General features: G+C 60.1%; 23 protein-coding genes. 10 read left to right on the top strand and 13 right to left on the bottom strand.

Annotated features, from left to right (window positions below; genetic code table 11):
* The first annotated feature begins 43 nt into the window (after window positions 1-43).
* A complete protein-coding gene (locus ACVVH8_RS18120; protein ID WP_475225365.1) occupies window positions 44-922 on the top strand; it encodes a LysR substrate-binding domain-containing protein in 879 nt (292 codons plus the stop codon).
* Between the two features lie 53 nt (window positions 923-975).
* Here the strand turns inward: ACVVH8_RS18120 and ACVVH8_RS18115 are convergent, their stop codons facing one another.
* The 5 genes from ACVVH8_RS18115 to ACVVH8_RS18095 form a co-directional block, all read right to left on the bottom strand.
* Window positions 976-1,995, bottom strand: coding sequence for a branched-chain amino acid aminotransferase (locus ACVVH8_RS18115; protein WP_475225362.1), 1,020 nt, complete (start codon window positions 1,993-1,995; stop codon window positions 976-978).
* A 317-nt stretch (window positions 1,996-2,312) separates the two neighbouring features.
* Complete coding sequence (lpdA, locus tag ACVVH8_RS18110) at window positions 2,313-3,686, bottom strand: dihydrolipoyl dehydrogenase (RefSeq protein WP_475225360.1); 1,374 nt, start codon at window positions 3,684-3,686, stop codon at window positions 2,313-2,315.
* A 7-nt stretch (window positions 3,687-3,693) separates the two neighbouring features.
* The gene (locus ACVVH8_RS18105) at window positions 3,694-4,971 is read right to left on the bottom strand and encodes a dihydrolipoamide acetyltransferase family protein (RefSeq protein ID WP_475225357.1); all 1,278 of its coding nucleotides are present in this window, start codon (window positions 4,969-4,971) and stop codon (window positions 3,694-3,696) included.
* The gene (locus tag ACVVH8_RS18100; protein WP_003224000.1) at window positions 4,972-6,030 is read right to left on the bottom strand and encodes an alpha-ketoacid dehydrogenase subunit beta; all 1,059 of its coding nucleotides are present in this window, start codon (window positions 6,028-6,030) and stop codon (window positions 4,972-4,974) included.
* Between the two features lies 1 nt (window position 6,031).
* Window positions 6,032-7,267 carry a 3-methyl-2-oxobutanoate dehydrogenase (2-methylpropanoyl-transferring) subunit alpha gene (locus tag ACVVH8_RS18095; protein WP_103305882.1) on the bottom strand — a complete coding sequence of 412 codons (1,236 nt, stop codon included), beginning with the start codon at window positions 7,265-7,267 and terminating at the stop codon, window positions 6,032-6,034.
* 185 nt (window positions 7,268-7,452) lie between these two features.
* On the opposite strand from ACVVH8_RS18095, the gene bkdR reads away from it, so the two are divergent.
* Complete coding sequence (gene bkdR / locus ACVVH8_RS18090; protein WP_103305884.1) at window positions 7,453-7,941, top strand: Bkd operon transcriptional regulator BkdR; 489 nt, start codon at window positions 7,453-7,455, stop codon at window positions 7,939-7,941.
* Here the strand turns inward: bkdR and ACVVH8_RS18085 are convergent.
* Window positions 7,916-8,812, bottom strand: coding sequence for a tyrosinase family protein (locus ACVVH8_RS18085; RefSeq protein WP_475225354.1), 897 nt, complete (start codon window positions 8,810-8,812; stop codon window positions 7,916-7,918). The two genes, bkdR and ACVVH8_RS18085, sit on opposite strands and share 26 nt — an antisense overlap.
* A 125-nt stretch (window positions 8,813-8,937) precedes the next feature.
* Window positions 8,938-9,801, bottom strand: coding sequence for an MBL fold metallo-hydrolase (locus tag ACVVH8_RS18080; protein ID WP_212809319.1), 864 nt, complete (start codon window positions 9,799-9,801; stop codon window positions 8,938-8,940).
* Window positions 9,802-9,905: 104 nt separating this feature from the next.
* Here ACVVH8_RS18080 and ACVVH8_RS18075 point away from each other — a divergent pair, with 104 nt between their 5' ends.
* The 3 genes from ACVVH8_RS18075 (at window position 9,906) to ACVVH8_RS18065 (ending at window position 12,466) form a co-directional block, all read left to right on the top strand.
* Window positions 9,906-10,247 carry an ArsR/SmtB family transcription factor gene (locus ACVVH8_RS18075; protein WP_475225351.1) on the top strand — a complete coding sequence of 114 codons (342 nt, stop codon included), beginning with the start codon at window positions 9,906-9,908 and terminating at the stop codon, window positions 10,245-10,247.
* 164 nt (window positions 10,248-10,411) lie between these two features.
* Window positions 10,412-11,656, top strand: a complete 1,245-nt coding sequence (locus ACVVH8_RS18070; protein WP_401298631.1) for an NAD(P)/FAD-dependent oxidoreductase — start codon at window positions 10,412-10,414, stop codon at window positions 11,654-11,656.
* A 9-nt stretch (window positions 11,657-11,665) separates the two neighbouring features.
* Window positions 11,666-12,466 (top strand): sulfite exporter TauE/SafE family protein, encoded by an 801-nt coding sequence (locus ACVVH8_RS18065; RefSeq protein WP_103305889.1) that lies wholly within the window; start codon window positions 11,666-11,668, stop codon window positions 12,464-12,466.
* Window positions 12,467-12,519: 53 nt separating this feature from the next.
* Here ACVVH8_RS18065 and ACVVH8_RS18060 read toward each other — a convergent pair whose 3' ends face one another.
* Entirely contained in the window at window positions 12,520-13,470 is a 951-nt protein-coding gene (locus ACVVH8_RS18060; protein ID WP_475225348.1) for a polysaccharide deacetylase family protein, read from the bottom strand.
* Window positions 13,471-13,765: 295 nt separating this feature from the next.
* On the opposite strand from ACVVH8_RS18060, the gene ACVVH8_RS18055 reads away from it, so the two are divergent.
* Window positions 13,766-15,421, top strand: coding sequence for an MFS transporter (locus ACVVH8_RS18055; RefSeq protein WP_212809314.1), 1,656 nt, complete (start codon window positions 13,766-13,768; stop codon window positions 15,419-15,421).
* The gene (locus ACVVH8_RS18050; protein WP_103305892.1) at window positions 15,418-16,560 is read left to right on the top strand and encodes an HlyD family secretion protein; all 1,143 of its coding nucleotides are present in this window, start codon (window positions 15,418-15,420) and stop codon (window positions 16,558-16,560) included. The genes ACVVH8_RS18055 and ACVVH8_RS18050 overlap by 4 nt, the downstream gene beginning before the upstream one ends.
* 115 nt (window positions 16,561-16,675) lie before the next feature.
* Here ACVVH8_RS18050 and copD read toward each other — a convergent pair whose 3' ends face one another.
* Both copD and copC read right to left on the bottom strand, forming a co-directional pair.
* Window positions 16,676-17,533, bottom strand: a complete 858-nt coding sequence (gene copD / locus ACVVH8_RS18045) for a copper homeostasis membrane protein CopD (protein WP_475225346.1) — start codon at window positions 17,531-17,533, stop codon at window positions 16,676-16,678.
* 3 nt (window positions 17,534-17,536) lie between these two features.
* On the bottom strand, window positions 17,537-17,899 hold the full coding sequence (gene copC, locus ACVVH8_RS18040) for a copper homeostasis periplasmic binding protein CopC (protein ID WP_103305894.1): 363 nt from the start codon (window positions 17,897-17,899) through the stop codon (window positions 17,537-17,539).
* A gap of 140 nt (window positions 17,900-18,039) precedes the next feature.
* Here copC and ACVVH8_RS18035 point away from each other — a divergent pair, with 140 nt between their 5' ends.
* Window positions 18,040-18,660 carry a TetR/AcrR family transcriptional regulator gene (locus ACVVH8_RS18035; protein ID WP_095190174.1) on the top strand — a complete coding sequence of 207 codons (621 nt, stop codon included), beginning with the start codon at window positions 18,040-18,042 and terminating at the stop codon, window positions 18,658-18,660.
* A gap of 115 nt (window positions 18,661-18,775) precedes the next feature.
* Here the strand turns inward: ACVVH8_RS18035 and preA are convergent, their stop codons facing one another.
* The 3 genes from preA to hydA form a co-directional block, all read right to left on the bottom strand.
* Complete coding sequence (gene preA, locus ACVVH8_RS18030; RefSeq protein ID WP_475225343.1) at window positions 18,776-20,050, bottom strand: NAD-dependent dihydropyrimidine dehydrogenase subunit PreA; 1,275 nt, start codon at window positions 20,048-20,050, stop codon at window positions 18,776-18,778.
* Window positions 20,051-21,418, bottom strand: a complete 1,368-nt coding sequence (locus ACVVH8_RS18025) for an NAD(P)-dependent oxidoreductase (RefSeq protein ID WP_475225341.1) — start codon at window positions 21,416-21,418, stop codon at window positions 20,051-20,053.
* A gap of 178 nt (window positions 21,419-21,596) precedes the next feature.
* Entirely contained in the window at window positions 21,597-23,036 is a 1,440-nt protein-coding gene (gene hydA / locus ACVVH8_RS18020) for a dihydropyrimidinase (protein WP_475225338.1), read from the bottom strand.
* Window positions 23,037-23,660: 624 nt separating this feature from the next.
* Here hydA and ACVVH8_RS18015 point away from each other — a divergent pair.
* Both ACVVH8_RS18015 and ACVVH8_RS18010 read left to right on the top strand, forming a co-directional pair.
* Window positions 23,661-25,145: an NCS1 family nucleobase:cation symporter-1 gene (locus ACVVH8_RS18015; RefSeq protein WP_103305932.1), complete on the top strand. Its 1,485-nt coding sequence runs from the start codon at window positions 23,661-23,663 to the stop codon at window positions 25,143-25,145.
* Between the two features lie 157 nt (window positions 25,146-25,302).
* Window positions 25,303-26,586, top strand: a complete 1,284-nt coding sequence (locus tag ACVVH8_RS18010) for an allantoate amidohydrolase (RefSeq protein ID WP_315447355.1) — start codon at window positions 25,303-25,305, stop codon at window positions 26,584-26,586.
* Window positions 26,587-26,669 lie beyond the last annotated feature (83 nt).

Below are 26,669 nucleotides of genomic sequence, written 5' to 3'. Positions count from 1 at the left end.
ACAAACGCTTTAAATGCAGCCTACATGTAACTAAATTAGACGCATGAAAAATCCACTTCCCCCGCTAAACGCGGTTCGTGCCTTCGCTGTGGCCGCGCGTCACCAGAGCTTCACCCTGGCGGCCGATGAACTGCATGTCAGTCACAGTGCGGTCAGCCGCCACGTCAAACTGCTGGAAGAACACTTGGGTGTTCTGCTGTTTGAACGGCGTGTCAGGCAGTCGCTGCTGACGCCGGCCGGTCAGCGTTTTTATCAGCAAGTCAGCGCTGGTCTGGCGCAGATCGCCGACGCCGCTGCCGAATTGAAACAGCAGGCGGCGCGACCGACGATCAAGATCAATGTCCGGCCGTCCTTCGCGCTGTTATGGCTGACGCCTCGGTTGGCGGACTTCGCGGCGCAGCATCCGCATATCGACGCCCAGGTCGTCACGCAGACGCAATCGCCGGATCCGGCCCGCGATGATTTCGACATTGTCATCCGTCGTGGCCGCGACGACTGGGCGCCGGCGCTCGAGGCGCACGCATTGTTCGAGGATGAGTTGGTCCTGGTCGCGGCGCCTGGATTGATTGAACGGCAACCGCTGGCGAACCTCGCAGGCCTCAGCGCACATACCTTGTTGACCGTCAGGGCGCGTCGCGAGGACTGGCACCACTGGGCCATGCACTTCGGGCAAAGTCAAAGCACTACGCAGGTGATCCGGCAATTCGATTACATGCACCGGGTGCTGGAGGCAGCGGTGGCGGGCGATGGGCTGGCGCTGTGTCCGACCACATTGCTTGGCACGCATTTGTCGAGCAGTCGGTTGATCTGCCCGTTGCCGGACTTGCGCATGCCACTGCCGCGCTATTACTACGGTGTGGCGCCGCAAGCGTCTGCGTACAGCAACGTGTTCATCGAGTGGTTGCACAAACAGCGGCCATGAAAAAGCCCCCAGCGATCACTCGATGGGGGCTTTATGCATCAGCAGTCGTCAGATCAAACCTTGACCATCCAGCCCGCTGGCGCTTCGATGTCGCCGGTCTGCACGCCAGTCAGCTCTTTGTAGAGCTTCTGGGTAACAGGGCCGACTTCGGTTTCGCTGTGGAAAACGTGCAGGTGATCGTTGTAGCTGATACCGCCGATCGGGGTGATGACCGCAGCGGTACCGCAGGCGCCGGCTTCCTTGAAGTCCGACAGTTTGTCGATCAGCACGTCGCCTTCAACCACTTCCAGGCCCAGACGTGATTTCGCCAGTTCAATCAGCGACAGACGGGTGATACCCGGCAGTACCGACGGCGAGTTCGGGGTGACGAACTTGTTGTCGTGGGTGATCCCGAAGAAGTTGGCCGAACCCACTTCCTCGATTTTGGTGTGGGTCATCGGGTCAAGATAGATCGCGTCGGCGAAGTTGGCTTTTTTCGCTTTCGAGCCCGGCATCAGGCTGGCGGCGTAGTTGCCACCGACCTTGGCTGCGCCGGTGCCTTGTGGGGCCGCGCGGTCGTAGCTGGAAATCTGGAAGTTGTGCGGAGTCAGGCCACCCTTGAAGTAGGCGCCGACCGGAATGCAGAAGATCGAGAAGATGAACTCGGGAGCGGTGCGCACGCCGATGTTGTCACCCACGCCGATCACGAACGGACGCAGGTACAGCGCGCCGCCGGTGCCGTAGGGCGGAATGAAACGCTCGTTGGCACGAACCACGGCTTTACAGGCTTCGATGAACTGCTCGGTGTCGACCGTCGGCATCAGCAGACGCGCACAGCTGCGTTGCATGCGCAGGGCGTTCTGGTCTGGGCGGAACAGGTTGATCGAGCCGTCCTTGCAACGATAGGCCTTCATGCCTTCGAAGCACTGCTGGCCATAGTGAAGGGCAGTCGAGCCTTCGCTGATGTGCAGCACGTTATCTTCGGTCAGGGTGCCTTTGTCCCACTCGCCATCGCGAAAGTACGACAGATAGCGTTTGTCGGTCTTGATGTAGTCAAAACCCAGCTTGTCCCAATTGATGCTTTCGTTACCCATGACACCCTCTATCACTGAACAACCGTCGAAACGGTTCAAGGCTTCTGACGTTTTTTGGATGGGCACAACAATACTTCATTCTTGCGCGGTTTCGCAGCCCGGACGATGGAGGGATTGGCAAAAATATTAGCTTGCTTACTAAATCCCCATCATTCCTGCATGCCCCAGCTCTTTTGTGGCGAGGGAGCTTGCTCCCGCTCCAGTGCGCAGCACTGGCAAAACCGGACACTGCGGTGCAACAGATGCACGGTGGTGGCGGGGTTTGGGGCCGCTTCGCAGCCCAGCGGGAGCAAGCTCCCTCGCCACAGATTTTTGTGTCACAGGTGCAGCGCATGCCCCAGAGCACGCAGCGCCGCTTCCTGCACCGCTTCGCCCAAGGTTGGATGCGCATGAATGGTGCCGCCGATGTCTTCCAGTCGCGCACCCATTTCCAGGCTTTGCGCAAACGCCGTGGACAGTTCCGAAACCCCGACGCCCACCGCTTGCCAGCCGACAATCAGATGATTGTCGCGACGAGCGACCACCCGCACGAAACCGCTTTTCGATTCCAGGGTCATCGCCCGGCCATTGGCGGCGAACGGGAAACTGGACACGATGCAGTCCAGTCCGGCAGCCTTGGCCTCGTCCGGCGTCTTGCCGACCACCACCAGTTCCGGATCGGTGAAGCACACGGCGGCAATGGCGGTCGGATTGAATTCGCGGGTTTTGCCGCTGATCAACTCGGCAACCATTTCGCCTTGAGCCATGGCACGGTGAGCCAGCATCGGCTCGCCGGAGAGGTCGCCGATGGCGTAGACGTTGCGCATACTGGTCTGGCAGCGGCTGTCGATCTTGATTGCCGAGCCGTTCATCTCAAGATTCAGCGTTTCGAGGTTCCAGCCTTGAGTATTCGGTTTGCGCCCGACGGCCACCAGCACCTGATCGGTTTCCAGATTCAAAGTGTCGCCATTCGGATCGCGCACTTGCAACGTGCCGTCGAAGCCTAAAACGCTGTGCTTGAGATACAGCTTCACGCCCAGTTGCTTCAGCGCGTCATGCACCGGTTGTGTCAGTTCCGCGTCATAGGCCGGCAGGATGCGATCCTGGGCCTCGACCACACTGACCTCGGCACCCAGCTTGCGATAGGCAATGCCCAACTCCAGACCGATATAACCACCGCCGACCACCACCAGGCGTTTGGGTACCGACTTCGGTGCCAGTGCTTCGGTGGAGGAGATGATCGGCCCGCCAATCGGCAGGATCGGCAGGTTGACGCTGGTGGACCCGGTGGCCAGCACCAGATGCTCGCACTGGATACGGGTGTCGCCGACTTCGACGGTTTTGCCATCGATAATTTTGGCCCAGCCATTGATGACCTGGACTTTGTTCTTTTTCAGCAGTGCGGCGACGCCAGTAGTCAGGCGATCAACAATGCCGTCCTTCCATTCGACGCTTTTAGTAATGTCGAGGGTAGGGGCGGAAACACTGATACCCAGCGCCGAATGCTGGTTGTGGTGTTGAGTCTGGTGAAACTGCTCGGCCACATGAATCAGCGCTTTCGACGGGATGCAGCCGATGTTCAGGCACGTTCCACCCAGCGATTGGCCTTCGACCAGAATCGTCGGAATGCCCAGTTGTCCGGCGCGAATAGCTGTGACGTAACCGCCGGGGCCGCCGCCGATAATCAGCAGCGTGGTGTTCAAGGATTGCATGGGTGCCTTACTCCACAAACAAAGTGGCGGGTTGTTCGAGCAAACCGCGAATGGCCTGAATGAACAGCGCCGCGTCCATGCCGTCGACCACCCGGTGATCGAAGGAGCTGGAGAGGTTCATCATCTTGCGAATCACTACCTGGCCTTTGACGACCATCGGGCGTTCGACGATTTTGTTCACGCCGACGATCGCCACTTCCGGCAGGTTCAGCACCGGCGTGCTGACAATGCCGCCCAGTGCACCGAGGCTGGTAAGGGTGATGGTCGAGCCCGACAGTTCATCACGGCTGGCCTTGCCATTGCGTGCGGCATTGGCCAGACGCGAGATCTCCGCCGCGTTGTCCCACAGACTGCGCGCCTCGGCGTGACGCACCACCGGCACCATCAGGCCGACATCGCTTTGTGTAGCGACGCCAACATGCACCGCGCCGAGGCGGGTGATGACCTGGGCTTCGTCGTCGTAGCGAGCGTTCATTTGCGGGAAGTCACGCAGGGCAACGACCAATGCACGTACGAGGAACGGCAACAAGGTCAACTTGCCACGGCTGACGCCGTGTTTTTCGTTGAGGTGCGCGCGCAGTTCTTCGATCGCGGTGACGTCGATTTCTTCGACGTAGCTGAAGTGTGCTGCACGCTGGGTGGCGTCCTGCATGCGTTGGGCGATCTTGCGGCGCATGCCGATCACTTGGATCTGTTCTTCATCGTTGCGCTGGGCGTAAGTGGCAGATGCAGGTGCCGATGCATTCGACTGACCTTGCGCCAGATAGGCGTCGAGGTCTTCGTGCAGCACGCGACCGGCCGGGCCGGAACCACGCACCAGACGCAATTGGATGCCCAGATCCAGCGCATGCTTGCGCACTGCCGGCGAGGCCAATGGGCGTTCGTCCGCTTCGCGAGCCACCATCGGACCTTGGCAAACAGCAGCCGGACGCGGTGCGGCGGCTGGAGCAGGTTTGTTCTCGACGACGGTTTCGACTTTCGGTGCAACAGGTTCTTTCGCCGCAACTGGAGCCGGTTTGTCGGACTCCTTCAGATTGCCCGCGCCTTCCACTTCAATACTGATCAGCACACTGCCGACCGCCATCACTTCGCCCGGCTGACCGCCGAGGGCAATGACTTTACCGTGCACGGGCGACGGAATATCGACCATCGCCTTATCCGTCATCACGTCCGCCAGTACCTGATCTTCCACGACCAGATCGCCAACCTTGACGTGCCACTGCGACAGTTCTACTTCTGCGATGCCTTCGCCGATGTCCGGCATCTTGATAACGTGCGTGCCCATTCAGACCTCCATGACCCGTTTCAACGCCGCGCCCACTCGGGACGGCCCAGGGAAATACGCCCACTCTTGCGCGTGCGGGTAGGGGGTGTCCCAACCGGTGACGCGTTCGATCGGCGCTTCCAGGTGATGGAAGCAATGCTCTTGCACCAGCGACACCAGTTCGGCGCCGAAACCGCAGGTGCGGGTGGCTTCGTGAACCACCACGCAACGGCCGGTTTTCTTCACCGATTTGACGATGGTTTCCAGATCCAGCGGCCACAGGCTGCGCAGGTCGATGACTTCGGCATCGACGCCGGACTCTTCGGCGGCAACTTGCGAGACGTACACGGTGGTGCCGTAAGTCAGCACGGTCACGTCTTTACCCGGACGGGTGATCGCCGCGACGTCCAGCGGCACGGTGTAGTAACCATCCGGGACCTGGGCTTGCGGGTGTTTCGACCACGGGGTTACCGGGCGGTCGTGGTGGCCGTCAAACGGACCGTTGTACAGACGTTTCGGCTCAAGAAAGATCACCGGGTCATCGTTTTCGATGGAGGCGATCAGCAGGCCTTTAGCGTCGTACGGGTTGGAGGGCATGACGGTGCGCAGGCCACAGACCTGAGTGAACATCGCCTCGATGCTCTGGCTGTGGGTCTGGCCACCATAGATGCCGCCACCGCAGGGCATGCGCAGGGTCATCGGAGCGGTGAATTCGCCGGCCGAGCGATAACGCAGGCGGGCGGCTTCGGAAATGATCTGGTCGGAAGCAGGGTAGACGTAGTCGGCGAACTGGATTTCCGCTACCGGGCGCAGACCATAAGCGCCCATGCCGACGGCAACGCCGACAATGCCGCTCTCGGAGATCGGTGCGTCGAACACCCGCGAAGTGCCGTACTTGGTTTGCAGCCCCTCGGTGCAACGGAACACGCCGCCGAAGTAACCGACGTCCTGACCGAACACCACCACATTGTCGTCACGCTCAAGCATCACATCCATGGCCGAGCGCAGGGCCTGGATCATGGTCATGGTGGTCGTGGTCATGGCGGTTTCCAACTGAATATTGTTGTTGTGATCGTTCATGTCAGATCCCCAACTGCTGACGCTGGCGCTTCAAGTGCTCCGGCATCTCTTTGTAGACGTCTTCGAACATGGTCGCGGCGCTTGGAATCTGGCCGCCGGCGAGGGTGCCGTACTGTTCGGCCTGTTTCTGTGCGGCAATCACTTCGGCTTCGAGTTCGGCGCTGACGGCACTGTGCTCTTCTTCCGACCAGTGGCCGACCTTGATCAGGTGCTGCTTCAGGCGGGCGATCGGGTCGCCCAGAGGGAAGTGGCTCCAGTCATCGGCGGGACGGTATTTGGATGGGTCGTCGGAGGTCGAATGCGGGCCGGCGCGGTAGGTGACCCATTCGATCATGGTCGGGCCGAGGTTGCGGCGGGCGCGTTCGGCAGCCCAGGCAGATGCCGCGTAAACAGCATAGAAGTCGTTGCCATCAACCCGCAGCGAGGCGATGCCGCAACCGACGCCGCGTCCGGCAAACGTGGTGGCTTCACCACCGGCAATCGCCTGGAAGGTCGAAATCGCCCACTGGTTGTTGACCACGTTGAGGATGACCGGCGCACGGTAGACGTGGGCAAAGGTGAGGGCGGTGTGGAAGTCCGATTCGGCGGTGGCGCCGTCACCGATCCACGCCGAGGCGATTTTGGTGTCGCCCTTGATCGCCGAGGCCATGCCCCAACCGACGGCCTGGATGAACTGGGTGGCAAGGTTGCCGGAAATGGTGAAGAAACCGGCGTCCTTGACCGAGTACATGATCGGCAATTGGCGGCCCTTGAGCGGATCGCGCTCGTTGGACAGCAGTTGGCAGATCAGGTCGACCAGGGGCACATCGCGGGCCATCAGGATGCTTTGCTGACGGTAGGTCGGGAAGCACATGTCGTCGATGTTCAAGGCCAATGCCTGGGCGCTGCCGATGGCTTCTTCGCCAAGGCTCTGCATGTAGAACGACATTTTTTTCTGACGCTGGGCGACCACCATGCGGTTGTCGTAGATCCGCGTCTTGAGCATGGCGCGCATGCCTTTGCGGAGGATCTCGACCGGTACGTTTTCGGCCCATGGGCCGAGGGCATTGCCCTGATCGTCGAGCACACGGATCAGGCCACGGGCGAGGTCGGCAGTGTCGGCAGGTTCTACGTCGATGGGAGGTTTGCGCACCGTGCCGGCATCGGTCAGATGCAGGTAGGAGAAGTCGGTTTTGCAGCCTGGACGGCCCGATGGTTCGGGAACGTGCAGACGCAGCGGTTCATACGCTTGGGTCATGGCTTCTACGCTCGATCTTGTGAATTTCTTGTAGTGAGCTGGCAATCATTCTTGGGTGAAAGAAATCTTGTCCTACAACAATCATAGGCCCGGGCAAGAAGAATATTTCTCTCTGTTTCGTTGCGCTGAAGATCATTTGCAGATAGAAACTCTGCATAAACATAAAAAACAGGTGGTTTTGTCTCATGCGCAAACTGGACCGTACCGATATCGGCATTCTCAACAGCCTGCAGGAGAACGCTCGCATCACCAACGCCGACCTCGCCCGCTCGGTCAATCTGTCGCCGACACCGTGCTTCAATCGGGTCAAGGCCATGGAGGAATTAGGGTTGATTCGCGAACAGGTGACACTGCTGGATGCCGATCTGCTGGGCCTGCACGTGAACGTGTTCATTCACGTCAGTCTGGAGAAACAGGTCGAGGAAGCGTTGCAGCATTTCGAGGAAGCCATTTCCGATCGTCCCGAGGTGATGGAGTGCTATCTGATGGCCGGCGACCCGGACTATCTGATCCGGGTGCTGGTGCCGACCATTCAGTCTTTGGAGCGGTTCATGATGGACTTCCTGACCAAGGTGCCGGGCGTGGCGAATATCCGGTCAAGCTTTGCGCTGAAGCAGGTGCGCTACAAGACCGCGTTGCCGCTGCCGGTCAACGGTCTGATTCTGGGCGCCTGATTGCGGCGGCGTCATTGAAGTCATACCGATATTCAAGTGCCGCCGTGTCGATGACTTGTCCAGCCTTCCACATTCTTTGCCAAGGTGCAGGCTCGATGTCCGGATGAAAGATCAGGGTGGCATCGAGCATGTCCCGGGGGGCGTCATCGGCAAACGAGATCGCGGGTTCGGCCGGGTGCTGACGCTTCCACATTTCCCACAGGTAATCGAGGTGACAGTGGTGCAGAAAGAATATCGGGTCGTTCGGCGAGGCGGCGCTGGCCATGTTGCCGCCGACCCACGAATGCACTCTATTGTGCATCTGCTCCATCTGGTTTTCCCAACCTTCGGGTTCGGACCAGTAGGGTGTTCGGTTCATGGCCGACTCGATCTCTGGCGCGGTAGGCAGTGGCGAACCGGCTGCACCAAAGTTGCGCCTCAGCATCGGAATCCCTTCGTCACCATCCCAGATCCTGACGCCGAAGATGCCACTCTCGAAAGCAAATGGCCCGAGGGTTACACGCTGGTCTAACTGGGGATCGCCATCTCTGCCCATGAAGTCATCCATGAAGGGATTGTCTGCGCCGCTCATGCTCCAGTTCCAGTAAGGCAGGGTAATGCCGGGGTCATTGGCCACGACTTGCAGTTCCCACTCGAATTGGCGAATCAGGATCCGGTGCCAGGGAAAAAACAGGGGGCTGCGATGGGGATTGGGGGAAATCGGATGGCCCAGCCCCATGGAATTCTTGTGAATCTGTACAAAATCATCATAGCGATACTGCTGGCCAGGTCGCAGGATGCTGGGGGTTTGATTCTTCAAAATCAGGATGGCGCTGATGAACGCGTCTTTCTGTGCCGCTGACATGTCACGGTGATTACGACGAATATCCATATTGCGAAAACTCCATTGAATGTTTGCCCAATGAAGTCTGGCTGCTGACAGGATTTTATCCAGTTCACCTCTATCGCCAGAGAGCGTAGGAAATATTTATTTTTCAGCGAGTTGAGCGACTTTTCCTATAAGGAGTTCAGAGGGATCTTCAGGTAGACCACGCCATTGTCCTCGGCCGCCGGAAAATTCCCCGCCCGCACATTCACCTGAATCGCCGGCAGCAACAGCGTCGGCATGCCCAGCCCGGCATCACGCTTGGTGCGCATCTCGACGAACGCCGCCTCATCAATCCCGTCATGCACATGGATGTTGCTCTTGCGCTGCTCACCGACAGTGGTCTGGCACTGCGATTGCCGACCTTCGGGCGGGTAGTCGTGACAGACATAGAGTTTCACGCCGGCAGGGAACGCCAACAGCTTGTGGATCGAGTTGAACAACTGATGCGCGTTACCGCCGGGAAAGTCGCACCGGGCAGTGCCGACGTCGGGCATGAACAGCGTGTCGCCGACCAGAATCTGCTCGCCGTCGATCAGGTAGGCCATGTCCGCTGGCGTGTGACCGGGCACGTGCAGGGCGGTAGCCTTGAGGTTGCCGATCAGGAACGACTCGTTGGGCGCGAACAGGTGATCGAATTGCGAGCCGTCAACGCAGAAATCCGGCTCCAGATTGAACAGCGCCTTGAACACGTTTTGCACTTTGCTGATGGATTCGCCAATGGCGATCTTGCCGCCCAGTTCCCGGCGCAGGTACGGCGCGGCAGACAGGTGATCGGCGTGGGCATGGGTCTCCAGCAGCCATTGCACTTGCAGGTTATGCGCGCGGACGAAGGTGATGATTTTGTCCGCCTGCGCGGTGCAGGTGCGGCCGGCGGCACCGTCATAATCGAGCACCGGATCGACGATTGCGCACTGCCCGCCATCGGCTTCGTAGACCACATAGGTGTAGGTCGAGGAGGCGGGGTCGAGGAAAGCTTGAATCAGCGCGGGCATGGACACGAACCTGTGCAAGAGGATGAAAAGTCAGTCATGGGTTGCAACACTTTATGTAAAAACATAATGTTCGCAGCTTAAGTGACGTTGAAGGCTTCCTGCAAATGCAATCCAGTCTGACCGAATGTGAAGTCGCCCAATTGCGCGCCTCGGCCTCCAAGGCCTGTGCGTTGCTCAAGGCGTTGGCCAATGAGGACCGTCTGCTGATCCTGTGCCAGTTGACCCAGGGCGAACGCAACGTCGGCGAGCTGGAAAAAATGACCGGCGTGCGCCAGCCGACGCTGTCTCAGCAACTGGGCATTCTGCGTGATGAAGGGTTGGTCGCGACCCGTCGTGAAGGCAAGTACATTTTTTACGGCCTCGCCAGCCCTGAAGTCATCCTGGTGATGAAAACCCTGTCCGGGCTCTACTGTGGAGCCGTAATGAAAAGCCTCGGCCACTCATAATGTCAGCCAACAGCACAAAAAACCTGTGGGAGCTGGCTTGCCAGCGATGAGGCCTCGTCAGCCGACATTGATGGCGACTGAAACTCCGCCATCGCTGGCAAGCCAGCTCCTACAGGTTTTGTGTATGACTGATACTCCTTGCGTGCAGCAATAAGGAACTAGCAATGAACGATCAACACTGGGGCCCATCCATCAGTGCAGATATCGTGGTCATCGGCGGTGGTACGGCCGGCATCGGTTTCGTCGCCAGCCTGCTCAAGCGCGATCCGCAGTTGAACATCACCGTGATCGAGCCAAGTGCCCAGCATTACTATCAACCGGCGTGGACACTGGTGGGCGGTGGCGCTTTCGACGTGAAAGACACCGTCCGACCAATGTCCAGGGTGATGCCGCGTCAGGCCACCTGGATTCAGGCGGCGGTGACGGCGATCGACCCCGAGCAGCGCCAACTCACCCTGAGCGACGAGCGCACGGTCAGCTATCAGAACCTGATCGTCTGCCCCGGCCTGCGTCTGGCCTGGGAAAAAATCGAAGGCTTGCAGCAAAGTCTTGGCCAGCACGGCGTGACATCCAACTACAGCTATCAGCACGCGCAATACACTTGGGATCAGGTGCAGAAACTGCGCGGCGGCAAGGCACTGTTCACGCAGCCGGCGATGCCGATCAAATGCGCCGGTGCGCCGCAAAAAGCGCTTTATCTGTCGTGCGATTACTGGCGCAAGCATGCCGTGCTGAACAAGATCGAAGTCGAATTCAATCTGGCCGGCGCCGCGCTGTTCGGCGTGGCGACGTTCGTGCCGCCACTGATGAAGTACATCGAAAAATACAACGCGCAATTGGCTTTCAATTCAAACCTGGTCAAGGTCGACGGCCCGGCGAAAACGGCTTGGTTCGAGCGCAAGGACGCGGACGGCAACGTTGTCCGTGAGGCGAAAACCTTCGATCTGCTGCACGTCGTGCCGCCGCAGGTCGCGCCGGATTTCATCGCGCAAAGTCTGCTGGCAGACCCCGCTGGCTGGTGCGAAGTGAATCCGCACAGCCTGCAGCATCCGCGTTATCCCGAAGTGTTCGCGCTTGGCGACATCTGCGGCACGAGCAATGCGAAAACCGCTGCAGCGGTGCGCAAGCAAGTCGTGGTCGTGGCGGAAAACCTGCTAGCCCTGCGCAAACAACAACCGCTGCCACTGAAGTACGACGGCTATGGCTCCTGCCCGCTGACGGTGGAGAAGGGCAAAGTGATCCTCGCCGAGTTCGGTTATGCCGGGAAGTTGCTGCCGACCTTTGCGCTGGACCCCACCGTGCCGCGCCGCTCGGCATGGTTTCTCAAGGCGACGCTGCTGCCGTGGTTCTACTGGAACGGCATGCTCAAGGGGCGCGAGTGGCTGACGCGTCTGTCCAAAGTCGACTGAGAAATCACTATGTTGCTGGCAAGTCTGTTTGGCGTAGTGATGGGGCTGGTCCTCGGTCTGACCGGGGCGGGCGGCGGCATTCTCGCGGTGCCAGCGCTGGTGCTCGGGCTCGGCTGGACGATGACCCAGGCCGCGCCCGTGGCGTTGTTCGCTGTGGGCAGTGCGGCGGCGGTGGGAGCCATCGATGGTTTGCGTCATGGTCTGGTGCGGTATCGCGCGGCGTTGTTGATTGCGGCGCTCGGCGCGGTGTTTTCGCCGCTGGGGATCTACTTCGCGCACCAGTTGCCGGAGAAAATCCTGATGATTCTGTTCAGCCTGCTGATGGTCATGGTGGCCTGGCGCATGCTGCGCCGCGAGCGTCAGGAAGCAGGCCCGAGCGACCACGGCCACGGCAGTTGGGGGCAGAAAAACTGCATGCTTGATGAAGAAACCGGACGCTTCGACTGGACCGCCAAATGCACGGCGACCCTCGCAGCGCTGGGGGCGGTCACCGGGGTGGTTTCCGGACTGCTCGGTGTCGGTGGCGGCTTTCTGATCGTGCCGGCGTTCAAGCAACTGACCGACGTACAGATGCGCGGCATCGTCGCCACGTCGTTGATGGTGATCAGTCTGATCTCGGCGATTGGTGTGATCGGCGCGTTCCATGCCGGGGTACGCATCGACAGCCTCGGCGCGGCGTTCATCGTCGCCAGCATTATCGGCATGATCATCGGTCGCAGGCTCTGCGCACGGGTGCCGGCGCGGGCGTTGCAGGTGGGATTTGCCAGTGTGTGTCTGGTGGTCGCGGCTTACATGTTGTTGCGTGCCTGAGTCTTGATCCGTGGTGAGGGAGCAAGCTCCCTCACCAATGGTGCTGCGTCCAATTACTGGTTATAAGCCGCTTCACTGTTATCGATCAGCGGATTTTTCTCGGTCAGCACGATCTGCGCAATCCGATCCTTGCGCATGAAACTCACCTTCGGGTGCGACTGGGCGTAACGGATGAACCGCTCCATCGCCTCGACCATCGCCGGCGTACCGCCGATGCGGTCGTGCAGACTCACCGACATCATCCGACGCTTGCTTGCACCTTCGGTATAGAGCCGGTCGAACTCCAGCACCAGTTGCTGATAAAACTGGTCGGCGGAAAAATGCCGGCCCTCGACCAAAACGATGTCGTTGTTGCGCAGGGTGTACGGCACCACGGCGAACTTACGCCCGCGCACCATCGTCACGAAGGGCTCGTCGCGGCTGACGTCGTCAATGTGATAAGTGAAGTTGAGATCTTGCAGCACCTTCAGCGTATTGGGACTGCGCCGCAGCCAATTGGCGTTGTAGCCGACCGAACGCTGGCCGGTGAGTTTTTCCACCGCCGCCACTCCGTCGCCGATGAATTGTTTTTCCTGCGCGTAATTCATGTTGTAGGAGTCGGCCCAGCGCATACCGTGCGCTGCGAGTTCATGGCCGCGTTCGGCAATCGCCTTGGCCAGCTCCGGGTGTTTGAGCGCGGCTTCGCCGACCACGTGGGAGGTGACTTTGATCCCGGTGCGATCCCACAGATCGAGCATGCGCCACAAACCTTCCTTGTAACCGTAATCGAACCAGGTCTGCGCCGGCAGATCCGGGTAGCCTTTGGGTAAAGGGCTGCCGGAGAACGGACTTTCTGCACCGTCGGGTTGGCCACCGGTCTCGAACTGCATTGATACCGAGATCACCAGTTGTGAACCATCCGGCCATGGCCGTTCCTGGGCAAAGGCGAGGGCGGGCAGCAATAGCGCGGCGGCCAGCAGGTTTTTCAGCAGGTGCGGGGAGCGTTGTCGGTGTGAAGTGGTCATATCGGTCACCTTGAGGTTTGAGAAGTGGCTCAAGGGTGGCACCCGCTACGCTGGGGAAAAATCCGCTGCGGACGAGATGACTTTTAAACAAATTTTACGAATCCCGGATTCACAAAAATCCTTTGTGGGAGCGAGCTTGTTCGCGAAAGCGGTGTATCAGTCAACATAGTCATCGAATGACGTAGCGCATTCGCGGGCAAGCCCGCTCCCACAGGGATCTCTGTGTACACAGGGGATATGGGTTTGCAGGACGATTTGCGGCAAACTTCAGCAACTTCCAGCACAAGGCCTCTGAATGGATCGATACGCCCCGCGCAACTGGCAGCCTCACGAGAAGCCCAGTCTGCCCGGTTCCCCATCGACACCGCTGCACTCCAACCCCAAGCGCCTGGCCTATGCGCTGGTCGGGTTGCTGGTGGCGTTGACCGGTGGTTTGGGCAATTCGCTGGTGGTCGCCAACCTGGTTTACCTGCAAGGTGCACTCGGCGCGACCACGGCGGAAATGGCCTGGTTGCCGGCGGCGTACGTGATGACCAACGTGTCGATGAACCTGCTGCTGGTGAAGTTTCGTCAGCAGTTCGGTTTGCGTGCGTTTACCGAGGTGTTTCTGGTGCTGTATGCGCTGGTGACCTTTGGTCATTTGTTCGTCAACGACCTGAATTCGGCAGTGGCGGTGCGCGCCGCCCACGGCATGGTCGGCGCCGCGCTGAGTTCCTTGGGCCTGTATTACATGGTGCAGGCATTCCCGGCTAAATGGCGGATGAAGGCGCTGGTGCTGGGGCTCGGCACCTCGCAATTGGCGTTGCCGCTGGCGCGCCTGTTCTCCGAAGACTTGCTGCAGATTGCCGAATGGCGTGGCTTGTACCTGTTCGAATTGGGCATGGCGTTGCTATCGCTGGGCTGCGTGTTGATGCTCAAGTTGCCGCCGGGCGACCGCTTCAAGACTTTCGAAAAACTCGACTTCCTGACTTTCGCCATTCTTGCCAGCGGCGTGGCGTTGCTCTGTGCGGTACTGTCGCTGGGGCGGATTGACTGGTGGCTCGAAGCCGACTGGATCGGCGTTGCGCTCGCTGCCTCGATTGCGTTGATCCTCACGGGTCTGGCCATCGAGCACAATCGCAGCAACCCGATGCTGATGACCCGCTGGCTGGGCAGCGGGGTGATGATCCGGCTGGCGCTGGCGGTGATTCTGATCCGCATGGTGACGTCGGAGCAATCCACCGGCGCCGTCGGCTTCATGCAGTACCTCAACATGAGCAATCAGCAGTTACACAGCCTGTACGTGGTGATGCTGATCGGCAGCGTCGCCGGGCTGCTCACCAGTGCGCTGACCATTGACCCGAAACACTTGCTCATGCCGCTGATCATCTCGCTGGCGCTGATGGCGACGGGCTCGGTGATGGACAGCTATTCGAACAACCTGACGCGTCCCGAGAATCTGTATTTCAGTCAGTTCCTGCTGGCGTTCGGCAGTACGTTTTTCCTCGGTCCGACCATGGTCCTCGGCACGCGTAACGTGTTGACCAATCCGCGCAATCTGGTGAGCTTTTCCGTGCTGTTCGGGATCTGCAACAACCTCGGCGGGCTGATCGGTGCGGCGTTGCTCGGCACCTTTCAGATCGTCCGGGAGAAGTTTCACTCCAGTCACATCGTCGAACACCTGGTGATGTCAGATCCATTAGTCGCCGCACGGGTGGCGAGCGGCGGATCGGCTTACGGCTCGCTGCTGGCCGATCCGAGCCTGCGCAATCTTGCCGGTATTCGCAGTCTGGCCAACGCCGCGACTCGCGAAGCCAACGTACTGGCCTATAACGATGTGTTCATGCTCATCGCGGTGATCGCGGTGCTGACCATGATCTGGATTTCCATTCGTGCGCTGTGGCTGATGAGCACCACCAAAAGCGTCGCCCCAGCGCCTTCCGTACCAACCAGCGGTGCCACTTCTTCATGACCGAACCGACCACCACAACCACCAATGCCATTGCCGCCACGCCTGAAGGTGTGGCGCCGCCGTCATCGCCGAACACCGAGCCGCGCTCGTTGCGGGTGCGGATCATCTCTTCGCTGGGCTTTGCCGCGATTGCCATCGTCGGCGTGTTGATCGTGCTGTACGCCTGGCAATTGCCACCGTTCAGCAGCGCGGTCGAAACCACCGAAAACGCGCTGATTCGCGGGCAGGTGACGATCATCGGCCCGCAGCTCGCCGGTTATGTCTATGAAGTGCCGGTGCAGGATTTCCAGTATGTGAAGGCCGGCGATTTGCTGGTGCGTCTGGACGACCGCATCTACCAGCAACGCCTCGACCAGTCGCTGGCACAACTGGCCGTGCAGAAAGCCGCATTGGCTAACGTCGTGCAGCAACGCAACAGTGCCGAAGCGACGATCAAGCTGCGTCAGGCGGTGGTCGCTGACAGCGAAGCGCAGTTACGCAAGAGCGAAGCGGATTTGCGCCGCAACAGGGAGCTGGTGAGTGACGGCTCGGTGTCCAAGCGCGAGATGGACGTGGCCCTCGCGGCAAATGCACAGGGCATTGCGGCGGTGGCGCAGGCCAAGGCCAATCTGGAAATAGCCCGTCAGGATCTGCAAACGGTGATCGTCAATCGCGGCTCGCAAGAGGCGGCGGTGGCCAGTGCCGAAGCGGCCGTGCAACTGGCGCGCATCGACTTGTCGAACACGCGCATCGTCGCCCCGCGCGACGGCCAGCTCGGGCAGATCGGCGTGCGCCTCGGTGCCTACGTCAACTCCGGTGCGCAGTTGATGGCGTTGGTGCCGAACCAGAAATGGGTGATCGCCAACATGAAGGAAACGCAGATGGACAATGTGCGGGTCGGGCAACCGGTACGGTTCACCGTCGATGCGTTGAACCACAAGAAATTCACCGGGCATGTGCAGCATATTTCGCCGGGCACGGGTTCTGAATTTGCCTTGCTGCAGGCTGACAACGCCACCGGCAACTTCGTCAAGATCGCCCAGCGCGTGCCTGTGCGCATCACCATTGATGAGGGGCAGCAGGAAGAGGAACGGTTGCGGCCGGGGATGTCGGTGGTGGTGAGTATCGACACCGCTGCGGGCGATACCCAGCCGCACTGATCAACTTATAACTTTGTGGGAGCTGGCTTGCCAGCGATGATGTCGGCACATCCGAAATATCTGTTCCTGACACACCGTCATCGCTGGCAAGCCAGCTCCCACAGGGGAAGTGCGTTCAGGTTGAGATCATCGGGGGCAGGGTGCCGAGCAGTGAGACGGCGGCGACTGCGCCGATGCCGAGCAGCCATTCCAGCATCACGCTGCGCTTGAGCGCACCGATGCGCTGTTCGCAATCAGCAATGCGCAAGCGATTGAACAGCGCCAACCCCAACATCCCCAGCACGATCATTGCCTTGATCAGCAGAATCAGTGCGAAGCCTGTGAACAGCGGCGTCGGCCACCACTGACCGGTCAGCACGCGCACGTTGATCAATCCGCTGATCAGCAGCCCCGCCACCAGCGCATAACCGACACCGCTGAAACGCTGCAGAATCTGCTTCAGCGGCTCACTCGGCTGGCGCAGGATCAGCACCAGCAACAACAATCCGCCAAGCCACGCCGCCACGCAGGTCAGATGAATGATCTGGTTGAGAATCAGCAGTTGCCCGCTCAAGCCATCCAGCATTGCGCCGTGCCCGACCGGGGCCAGGGTCGCCAACAGCAAGCCACTCAAGCCCAGCCGCAGCGGCATGCTTGAGCGCCACGGCGTGAACAGTAATGCCAGCAGCACAGCGTTGATCAGCAAATGCCAAAGCCACACCTGACCAAAAAAGGTCTTGCCCAACACCAGCGCAAGCGTGTCGGGATCGAACGCGGCCGCTGTTGAGCCGGCCATGCTCGCCGTGATCAACAGCGCCCAGATCACGCCGCTGACCAGCGCAATTGCCGCCAGCCAACGCGCCAGCCGCGCCTGGTGCCGATCCACCGCCGGCGCTTCACCCTCGAGTAACAAGGGCCTGAACAGCCAGGCCCCGAACAGCATCAACACCACGGTGAAATGCACAAAGCGACACAGCACCAGCGCTTCACTCATGAATTACTGGCCAACCTTGAACTGATAGGCGCCTTCGCTTTTGTGCGTGTCGACCGACACGGCGTGCCATTCGACTTTGTACTCACCCGCCGTCAGCGGTGCGGCCGGGGTGACGATCAGGGTTTTCTTGTCGCCTTCGGTGGTCAGTGCTTTGACCGCGACGGGGGCACCGTCCTTGGTCACCGTGACTTTGGTGAAGCTGGCCTCAACGCCTTCGGAAAAAGTCAGGCGCAGATCGGCCGGGGCGGCGACGGTGCTGTCGGCGGCCGGGGTCTGGCTTTTCAGGTGGGCGTGGGCGAATACCGACGAGGCGGCGAACAGCGAGGCGAGCAGGGCAGTGGTGGTCAGGATGTTCTTGAACAGCATCGCGGGTACCTCTGAGGCAGGATCGAAGAAGCCGTCAGTTTAGCCATCCACTCGCCGCTGTACGAAGTTTTGTTTTCAGCGGTCGCCCGCGCACCAGAGCGGATGCTAGTCTTGGGCAACGCTGTTGTCAGGGAGCCCTTATGGGCAATCACAAGATCGAGATCCGCCGCAGTAACGTCGAAAAAATCCTCCTGGCGGCGGAAAAAGTCTTCGCCGAAAAAGGCTTCGGCAGCACCGCCATGGCTGACATTGCTGCTGAGGTGCAGCTGCCGCGTTCCAACCTGCATTACTACTTTTCAACCAAAAGCGAACTGTACAGCGCCGTGCTGTTCGACCTGCTGGAAGTGTGGAAACAGGATGCGTTGTGCTTCGAGATGTTCGACGACCCGCGTGTGGTGCTCAGCAGCTACATCCGCGCCAAGATGAACCACTCACGCAGTCGGCCATACGGTTCGAAAGTCTGGGCCAACGAAATCATCCACGGTGCGCCGACGTTGGGCGAGGCGCTGGATGTCAGCCTGTATGACTGGGCGAAAATGAAGGAAGCGAAGATCCGCCAGTGGGTAGAAGACAAGCGGATTCTGCCGGTGGAACCGTCGAGCCTGCTGTACATGATCTGGGCTTCGACCCAGCATTACGCTGACTTTGATCATCAGGTGAACATACTCAATGATCACCAGCCGCTGTCGGACATGCAGTTCGAACGGGCGGTGCAGACGGTGACCAGCGTGATCCTGCGCGGGATCGGGCTGGAGCCCTGAGTCTTGCGGTGAGCAGACTGGCCTCTTCGCGAGCAGGCTCGCTCCCACAGGGGAATGCATTCCAACTGTGGGAGCGAGCCTGCTCGCGAAAGCGTCAGTTCAGACGCTACCTGCCTTAAGGTGAGACATGGTACGGATTCCTCGGATCATGATTCCAGTCGAGAAACGGCTTGCCCGTCTCCATCGGCACCATCTCGATACAGTCCTGCACCGGGCAAGTGATCTGGCACAGATTGCAGCCCACACATTCATCGTCGATCACTTCATATTTATGCGTGCCGTCCGCCTGCTTGAGACTGCTGATCGCCTGGTGTGAAGTGTCCTCGCAAGCAATGTGGCAGCGCCCGCAACCAATGCACGCTTCCTGGTCAATCTTCGCAATCACCTGATAGTTGATATCGAGATACTTCCAGTCGGTGGTATTGCCCACCGCGCGCCCGGAAAACTCGGCGATGTTGGCGTAGCCCTGACTGTCCATCCACCGTGACAAGCCGTCCTTCATCTCCTCGACAATCCGAAACCCATGCAGCATCGCCGCCGTGCATACCTGTACCGCGCCGCTGCCCAGCGCCATGAATTCCGCCGCATCGCGCCAACTGCCGATGCCGCCAATGCCGCAGATCGGCAGGCCCTGGGTCTGCGGGTCGCGGGCGATCTCGGCGACCATGTTCAGCGCAATCGGCTTGACCGCCGAACCGCAATAACCGCCGTGGGTGCTTTTGCTGCCGACGGTGGGCAGGGCGACCATGTGTTCGAGGTCGACGCTGGTGATCGAGTTGATCGTATTGATCAGCGACACCGCATCGGCGCCACCGCGATGCGCAGCACGGGCGGCGACGCGGATGTCGGTGATGTTCGGCGTCAGTTTGACAATCACCGGTAGCGAGCAGTAAGTCTTGCACCAACGCGTGACCTGCTCGACGTACTCCGGCACCTGGCCGACCGCCGCGCCCATGCCACGCTCGGGCATGCCGTGGGGGCAGCCGAAATTCAGTTCGATGCCGTCGGCACCTGTCGCTTCCACCAGCGGCAGGATGTGTTTCCACGACTCCTCGACGCACGGCACCATCAGCGAGACGATCAGCGCGCGGTCCGGCCAGTCTTTCTTGACCTGGGTGATCTCGCGCAGGTTGATCTCCAGCGAGCGGTCGGTGATCAGCTCGATGTTGTTGATGCCCAGCACTTCGCGGTTGTTGCCGTAATGCGCCGAGTAACGCGACGAGACGTTGACCGCCGCCGGGTCCTCACCGAGGGTTTTCCAGACCACACCACCCCAGCCAGCCTCGAAGGCGCGGACCACGTTGTAGGCCTTGTCGGTCGGCGGCGCGGACGCCAGCCAGAACGGATTAGGGGCTTTGATGCCGGCGAAGACTATCGAGAGATCGGCCATTTACGCAGCCTCCACGTTGAGCATCAGTTGAGCGTTGATCGCTTCGGCGGCACGTTTGCCGTGTTGCACCGCTTGTACGGTGAGGTCCTGATCGAGGCTGGTGCAGTCGCCACCGGCATACACACCGGGGATGCTGGTGCGCAGGTTTTCATCAACCTGAATGCGCTCGCCCTGACGCTGGAGTTCGCGGGCCAGCGGGTCGACGAGGGCGCTGCCGTCGAAGGCCTGGCCGATGGCCTTGAAGATTGCGTCGGCGGCCAGCTCGAAGGTTTCTCCGGTGGTTTGCAGACGGCCGTCGACCAGATCGGTGCGGGCGAAACGCATGCCACGCACGTGGCCCTGCTCGTCGAGCAGCACTTCTTCCGGTTGCGCCCAGGTCAGCAGGCGCACCTGATTGGCCTTGGCGATGTCCTGTTCGTGGCCGGTCGCGCCCATGTCGGCGGCGCCACGGCGATACACCAGATTGACATCGCGAGCACCGAGGCGGGCCATTTGCACGGCCATGTCGATGGCGGTGTTGCCCGCGCCGAGGACGATGCAGCGCTCGGCCAGCGGCAGTTGCGTGAGGTCATCGGTCTGGCGCAGTTCGCGGATGTAATCGGTGGCGGCGAGCAGGCCGGGAGCGTCCTCGTGGGCCAGGCCGAGCTGTTTGCTGGCGTTAAGGCCGAGGCCGAGGAACACCGCGTCGAACTGTTGATGCAGCTCGCTGAGGGTCAGATTCTCACCGAGTTTCTGCCCGTGACGGATCTCGATGCCGCCAATCTGCAGGAGGAAATCCAGCTCTTTCTGCGCGTAGTTATCGACCAGTTTGTACTTGGCGATCCCGTATTCGTTGAGGCCGCCAGCCTTCTCCCGCGCTTCGAAAATCACCACGTCATGCCCGTGCATGGCGCTGCGATGCGCGCAGGAGAGACCCGCCGGCCCGGCACCGACCACGGCGATGCGCTTACCGGTGCTGGCGGCACGCTGGAATGGGTGCTCGGTGAAATGCGCGTTGTCCACGGCGTAACGTTGCAGCAGGCCGATCAATACCGGCGCGCATTCGTGGGCGTTGTTGCGCACGCAGGCCTGCTGGCAGAGGATTTCGGTCGGGCAGACCCGTGCGCAACTGCCGCCAAGGATGTTCGCCGAAAGGATTTTCTGCGCGGCCCCGGGCACGTTGTCCTGATGGATGTTGCGGATGAACGACGGAATGTCGATTTCGCTCGGGCACGCATTGACGCACGGCGCGTCGTAGCAGTACAGGCAGCGTGAGGCTTCCAGATGCGCCTGGCGATCATTGAGCGGCGGCGCCAGATCGCTGAAATGGCCGGCGAGGGCGGCCGCGCTTTCGTGCGGGTGCGGGAGATGGTTCAGGGTCTCGATCACGGTTTTGTGCCTCACGGTTATTTGAGGTTTTCTGCCTCTGATGGGCAGTGGGTTTTGCGTTTGATCGTTCCCACGCTCCGCGTGGGAATGCCTCCAGGGACGCTCCGCGTTCCAATGGGACGCAGAGCGTCCCGGGCTGCATTCCCACGCAGAGCGTGGGAACGATCATGTTCGGGGATCAGCGTTTCACGGCAACTGGCTTATGTTGCTCGGCCCGCTTGCTCAGCAAATCAAACACCGCCGGATACGCCGGCCGTTCGATGTACCGCCCGGCCCCGCGTTCGGCACGCAGGTCGCCATCGGCCCAGACCAACCGGCCCTGGCTGACGGTATGGCTCGGCACACCGTGCACGGTCTTGCCTTCGAAGATGTTGAAGTCCACTTGCTGATGGTGGGTCTTGGCGGAGATGGTGCGCGTGCCTTGCGGGTCCCACAGCACCAGGTCGGCATCGGCGCCGACGCGGATCGCACCTTTTCGTGGATAGAGGTTGAAGATTTTTGCGGTGTTGGTGGAGGTGAGGGCGACGAAGTCCTGCATCGACAAACGTCCGCTGTTGACCCCTTCATCCCAAAGCACCGCCATGCGATCTTCTATGCCGGCGGTGCCATTGGGGATCTTGCTGAAATCGTCGCGCCCGGCGGCTTTTTGTTCGGCACAGAAACAGCAATGGTCGGTGGCGGTGGTGTGCAGATTGCCGCTCTGCAAGCCATGCCACAGCGCCTCTTGATGACCGCGCGGACGGAACGGCGGGCTCATCACGTAACCGGCGGCGGTCTGCCAGTCTGGGTGTTGGTAGACACTGTCATCGAGTAGCAGATGCCCGGCGAGCACCTCGCCGTAAACCGGTTGGCCTTTGCTGCGCGCATAGGTGATTTCGTCGAGGGCTTCCTTGGTCGAGACATGCACCAGATACAAGGGCGTGCCGATGGTTTCGGCAATGCGAATCGCCCGGCTCGCGGCTTCACCTTCGACCTGCGACGGACGCGACAGTGGGTGCGCTTCCGGCCCTGTGATGCCTTGGGCCATCAACTTGCGTTGCAGGTGATACACCAGCTCGCCGTTTTCCGCGTGCACGGTTGGCACCGCGCCGAGTTCCAGGCAGCGCTCGAAACTCGCCACCAAGGTGTCGTCGGCGGCCATGATCGCGTTCTTGTAGGCCATGAAATGCTTGAAGCTGTTGATGCCGTGATGGCTGACCAGTTCGGCCATTTCCTCGCGGACCTGCTCGCTCCACCAAGTGATCGCGACATGGAAACCATAGTCCGACGCCGACTTCTCGGCCCAGCCGCGCCATTGATGAAAAGCTTCCATCAATGATTGCTGCGGATTGGGAATAACGAAGTCGATGATCGACGTGGTGCCGCCGGCCAGACCCGCTGCCGTGCCGCTGTAGAAGTCCTCACTGGCGACGGTGCCCATGAACGGTAGTTGCATGTGCGTGTGCGGGTCTATGCCGCCGGGCATCAGGTATTGGCCGCTGCCGTCGAGTACTTCGGCGCCGGCGGGAATATCAAGATTTTCACCAATGGCTTTGATCACGCCGTCAGCGCAATAGACGTCGGCGCGATAACTTTCATCATGGGTAATAACGGTGGCGCCACGGATCAACAGAGACATTCCGAGTTCCTCGCAGGCATGACCGACTTGTGTCGGTTCTAAATGTTTTATTGATGTACAGCGGTGAGGGGCGTATTCCTGTCAGCGCTGTCAGGAATAGAAGCTAGTCGCAGATTTGCAATAGATCAAGATTATTTTTTATAAGCTTATGACTGTTTTAAGCTACTGAAAAATAAGGATAAAAATACAAAATCACCAAAATGGTGAGGCTGTTCACCATTTTGACGCACTTGACAGGTTGGAAATATGAGCAAGATTTCCTATGTGAAATCAGCCGCTTGAAGTTGAGCTGCGGTTGCTCGTTCACAATGAAAATAAATCCAGTGCACCAGATTGAGTCCTGTCTGTTCGGACAACTTGCCAAGTGTTTAGCCTGAGCACCCAGACAAGTTTGCGCGAACTCATCCGGTGAATAATTAAAACTGATGAATATCAGAAAGTTGCAAAGCGTTTGAAACACCGCCCGATGCGTAAGCGGGGCACCCGGCACGTTTATTGATGCCGCCGCTGACACCGTGGCCGGTGCATGAAAGTTGTCAGTTCCTCCGGCCATCGTCCGGCTTGCACCTATGTGTGCAGCCGCCTGATGAGCAAAAAAATAATCAGAAGAACAGTGGAGCGGCCATGCAACAGAACAGATCGCAAGTGACCGAGCGCGACGGCTTGTTCGAACTCGAAGCCGGCAGCGACGTCCTCGACAGTCCCCGTTACAACCACGACATGGCACCGACCAAGGTGCGCGAACGAACCTGGAACAAATGGCACATCACCGCGCTGTGGGTCGGCATGTCGATCTGCGTGCCGACCTATACCCTCGGCGGTGTGCTCACTGCGTACTTCGGCCTGACTGTTGGCGAAGCGCTGTTGGCCATTCTGTTCGCCAATATCATCGTGTTGATACCGCTCACGCTCAACGCGTTTCCCGGCACCAAGTACGGCATTCCGTTTCCGGTGTTGCTGCGCTCGTCGTTCGGGATTCTCGGTTCCAATGTGCCGTGCCTGATTCGCGCGCTGGTGGCGTGCGGCTGGTTCGGTATTCAGACGATGTTCGGCGGCTTGGCCATTCACCTGTTTCTCGGCTCGATTTTCGACGGCTGGAAATCCCTCGGCGGGACCGGGGAGGTGATCGGCTTCATGATTTTCTGGGCGCTGAACCTGTGGGTGGTGATTCGCGGCGCCGAGTCGATCAAGTGGCTGGAAACCTTATCGGCACCGCTGCTGGTGGCGGTCGGGATCGGCTTGCTGGTGTGGGCGATGCCCAATGTGTCGATGACCGAGCTGCTGGCAATCCCGCCGAAACGTCCGGAAGGCGCGAGTGTGGTCAGTTACTTTGCTGCCGGGCTGACGGCGATGGTCGGCTTCTGGGCCACATTGTCGCTGAACATTCCCGACTTCAGTCGTTACGCCAAGAGCCAGAAGGACCAGATCCTCGGGCAGATATTCGGCTTGCCGCTGACCATGTTTCTGTTCGCCTCCCTCGGCGTGATCATGACGGCGGCGTCGGTGAAACTGGTCGGTGTCACGGTGTCTGATCCGGTCAGCCTGATCGGCCATATCCAGAGCCCGGTGTGGGTTGCGGTGGCGATGGCGTTGATCATCATCGCCACGCTGTCGACCAATACCGCCGCCAACATTGTGTCGCCGACCAACGACTTCCAGAACATTGCGCCCAAGGTCATCAATCGCACCAAAGCGGTGTTGCTCACCGGTTTTGTCGGGCTGTTGCTGATGGGCCATGAGTTGCTGAAAAAACTTGGGCTGATCGTTTCCGATGTCAGCCTGGAGACCGTGTATTCCAACTGGCTGCTGGGCTATTCGAGCCTGCTCGGGCCGATCGCCGGGATCATGGTGGTGGACTATTTCCTGATCAAGAAACAGCAACTGGACCTGGCCGGGTTGTACCGCGACGACGTGTATCCGGCGTGGAACTGGGCCGGGTTCGTCGCGTTCGGCGTGCCGGTGGTGTTGACCTTGTTGTCGCTGGGCAGCGATGCGTTCAGCTGGTTTTACAGCTACGGCTGGTTTACCGGTTCGGCGCTGGGCGGGGTGATTTATTACGGGTTGTGCGTGATGCGTGCGCAGCCTTCGGTCGTGAAATCAGCGGTGTGAGGGCGGGCCTTATCGCTGGCAAGCCAGCTCCCACAGTGGACCGCATTCCAAATTCAAATATGGAGCGCATTCCCCTGTGGGAGCTGGCTTGCCAGCGATGGCTGTCTCACAAGCACCACAGCAACATCCATAAGAAAAGCAGCCTGAGGAGATCCCCATGAACGCAGCCGTAGACGTTCTGCAATCCACCCATCAGCACATCAACCGCGACCGCCTCTGGGCCTCGCTTATGGAACTGGCCAAACTCGGCGCCACGGTCAAGGGCGGGGTCTGTCGCCTGGCCCTGACTGACCTCGATCGCCAGGCCCGCGACCTGTTCGTGCAATGGTGCGAGGACGCCGGATGCAGCGTCACGGTCGATGAAGTCGGCAACATCTTCGCCCGCCGCCCGGGCCGCAATCCGAACCTGGCGCCGGTGATGACCGGTAGCCACATCGACACCCAACCCACCGGGGGCAAGTTCGACGGTTGCTTCGGCGTGCTCGCCGGCGTCGAAGTCCTGCGCACCCTCAACGACCTCGGCGTGGAAACCGAAGCGCCACTGGAGGTGGTGGTCTGGACCAACGAAGAAGGTTCGCGCTTCGCTCCGTGCATGATGGGCTCCGGCGTGTTCGCCGAGAAATTCACCCTTGAAGAAACCCTCGCCAAAGTCGATGCCGAAGGTGTCACCGTCGGCGAAGCGCTCAACGCCATCGGCTATGCCGGCCCGCGCAAAGTCAGCGGCCACAAGGTCGGCGCCTATTTCGAGGCACACATCGAACAAGGCCCGATCCTCGAAGACGAACAGAAAACCATCGGCGTGGTCCTCGGTGCGCTGGGGCAGAAGTGGTTCGACCTGAAGCTGCGCGGAGTCGAAGCGCACGCCGGCCCGACGCCGATGCACCTGCGCAAAGATGCCCTGGTCGGCGCCTCGGTGATCGTCGGCGCCGTCAACCGCGCCGCCCTCGGCCATCAACCCCATGCCTGCGGCACCGTGGGTTGCCTGCAAGCCTATCCCGGCTCGCGCAACGTCATCCCCGGCGAGGTGCGCATGACCCTCGATTTCCGCCATCTGGAACCGGCACGCCTGGACTCGATGATCGCTGAGGTGAAGCAAGTCATCGACGCCACGTGCGAAGAACATGGCCTCACTTATGAGCTGACCCCGACAGCCGATTTTCCTCCGCTGTACTTCGAAAAGGGCTGCGTGGACGCTGTGCGTAGTGCCGCGAAAGGTTTGGGCCTGTCGCACATGGACATTGTCAGCGGCGCCGGCCACGACGCGATCTTCCTCGCGGAACTTGGGCCTGCCGGGATGATTTTTGTGCCGTGCGAGGGCGGCATCAGCCACAACGAAATCGAAAATGCTGCGCCGGATGATCTGGCGGCGGGGTGTGCGGTGTTGTTGCGCGCAATGTTGGCGGCTTCGGCGATGGTCGCGGGCGGTAAAGCTGCGGCATAAAAAACAGGAGATCGCAGCCCTGCAGGCGCTGTCGAGTGCAACGCGGCTGCGATCTTTTCCTGTCACCCAAACGTCATGATTTC

The sequence above is a fragment of the Pseudomonas trutticola BRTCR10 genome (assembly GCF_056155105.1).
This window is presented reverse-complemented; position numbering and strand designations above follow the sequence as displayed.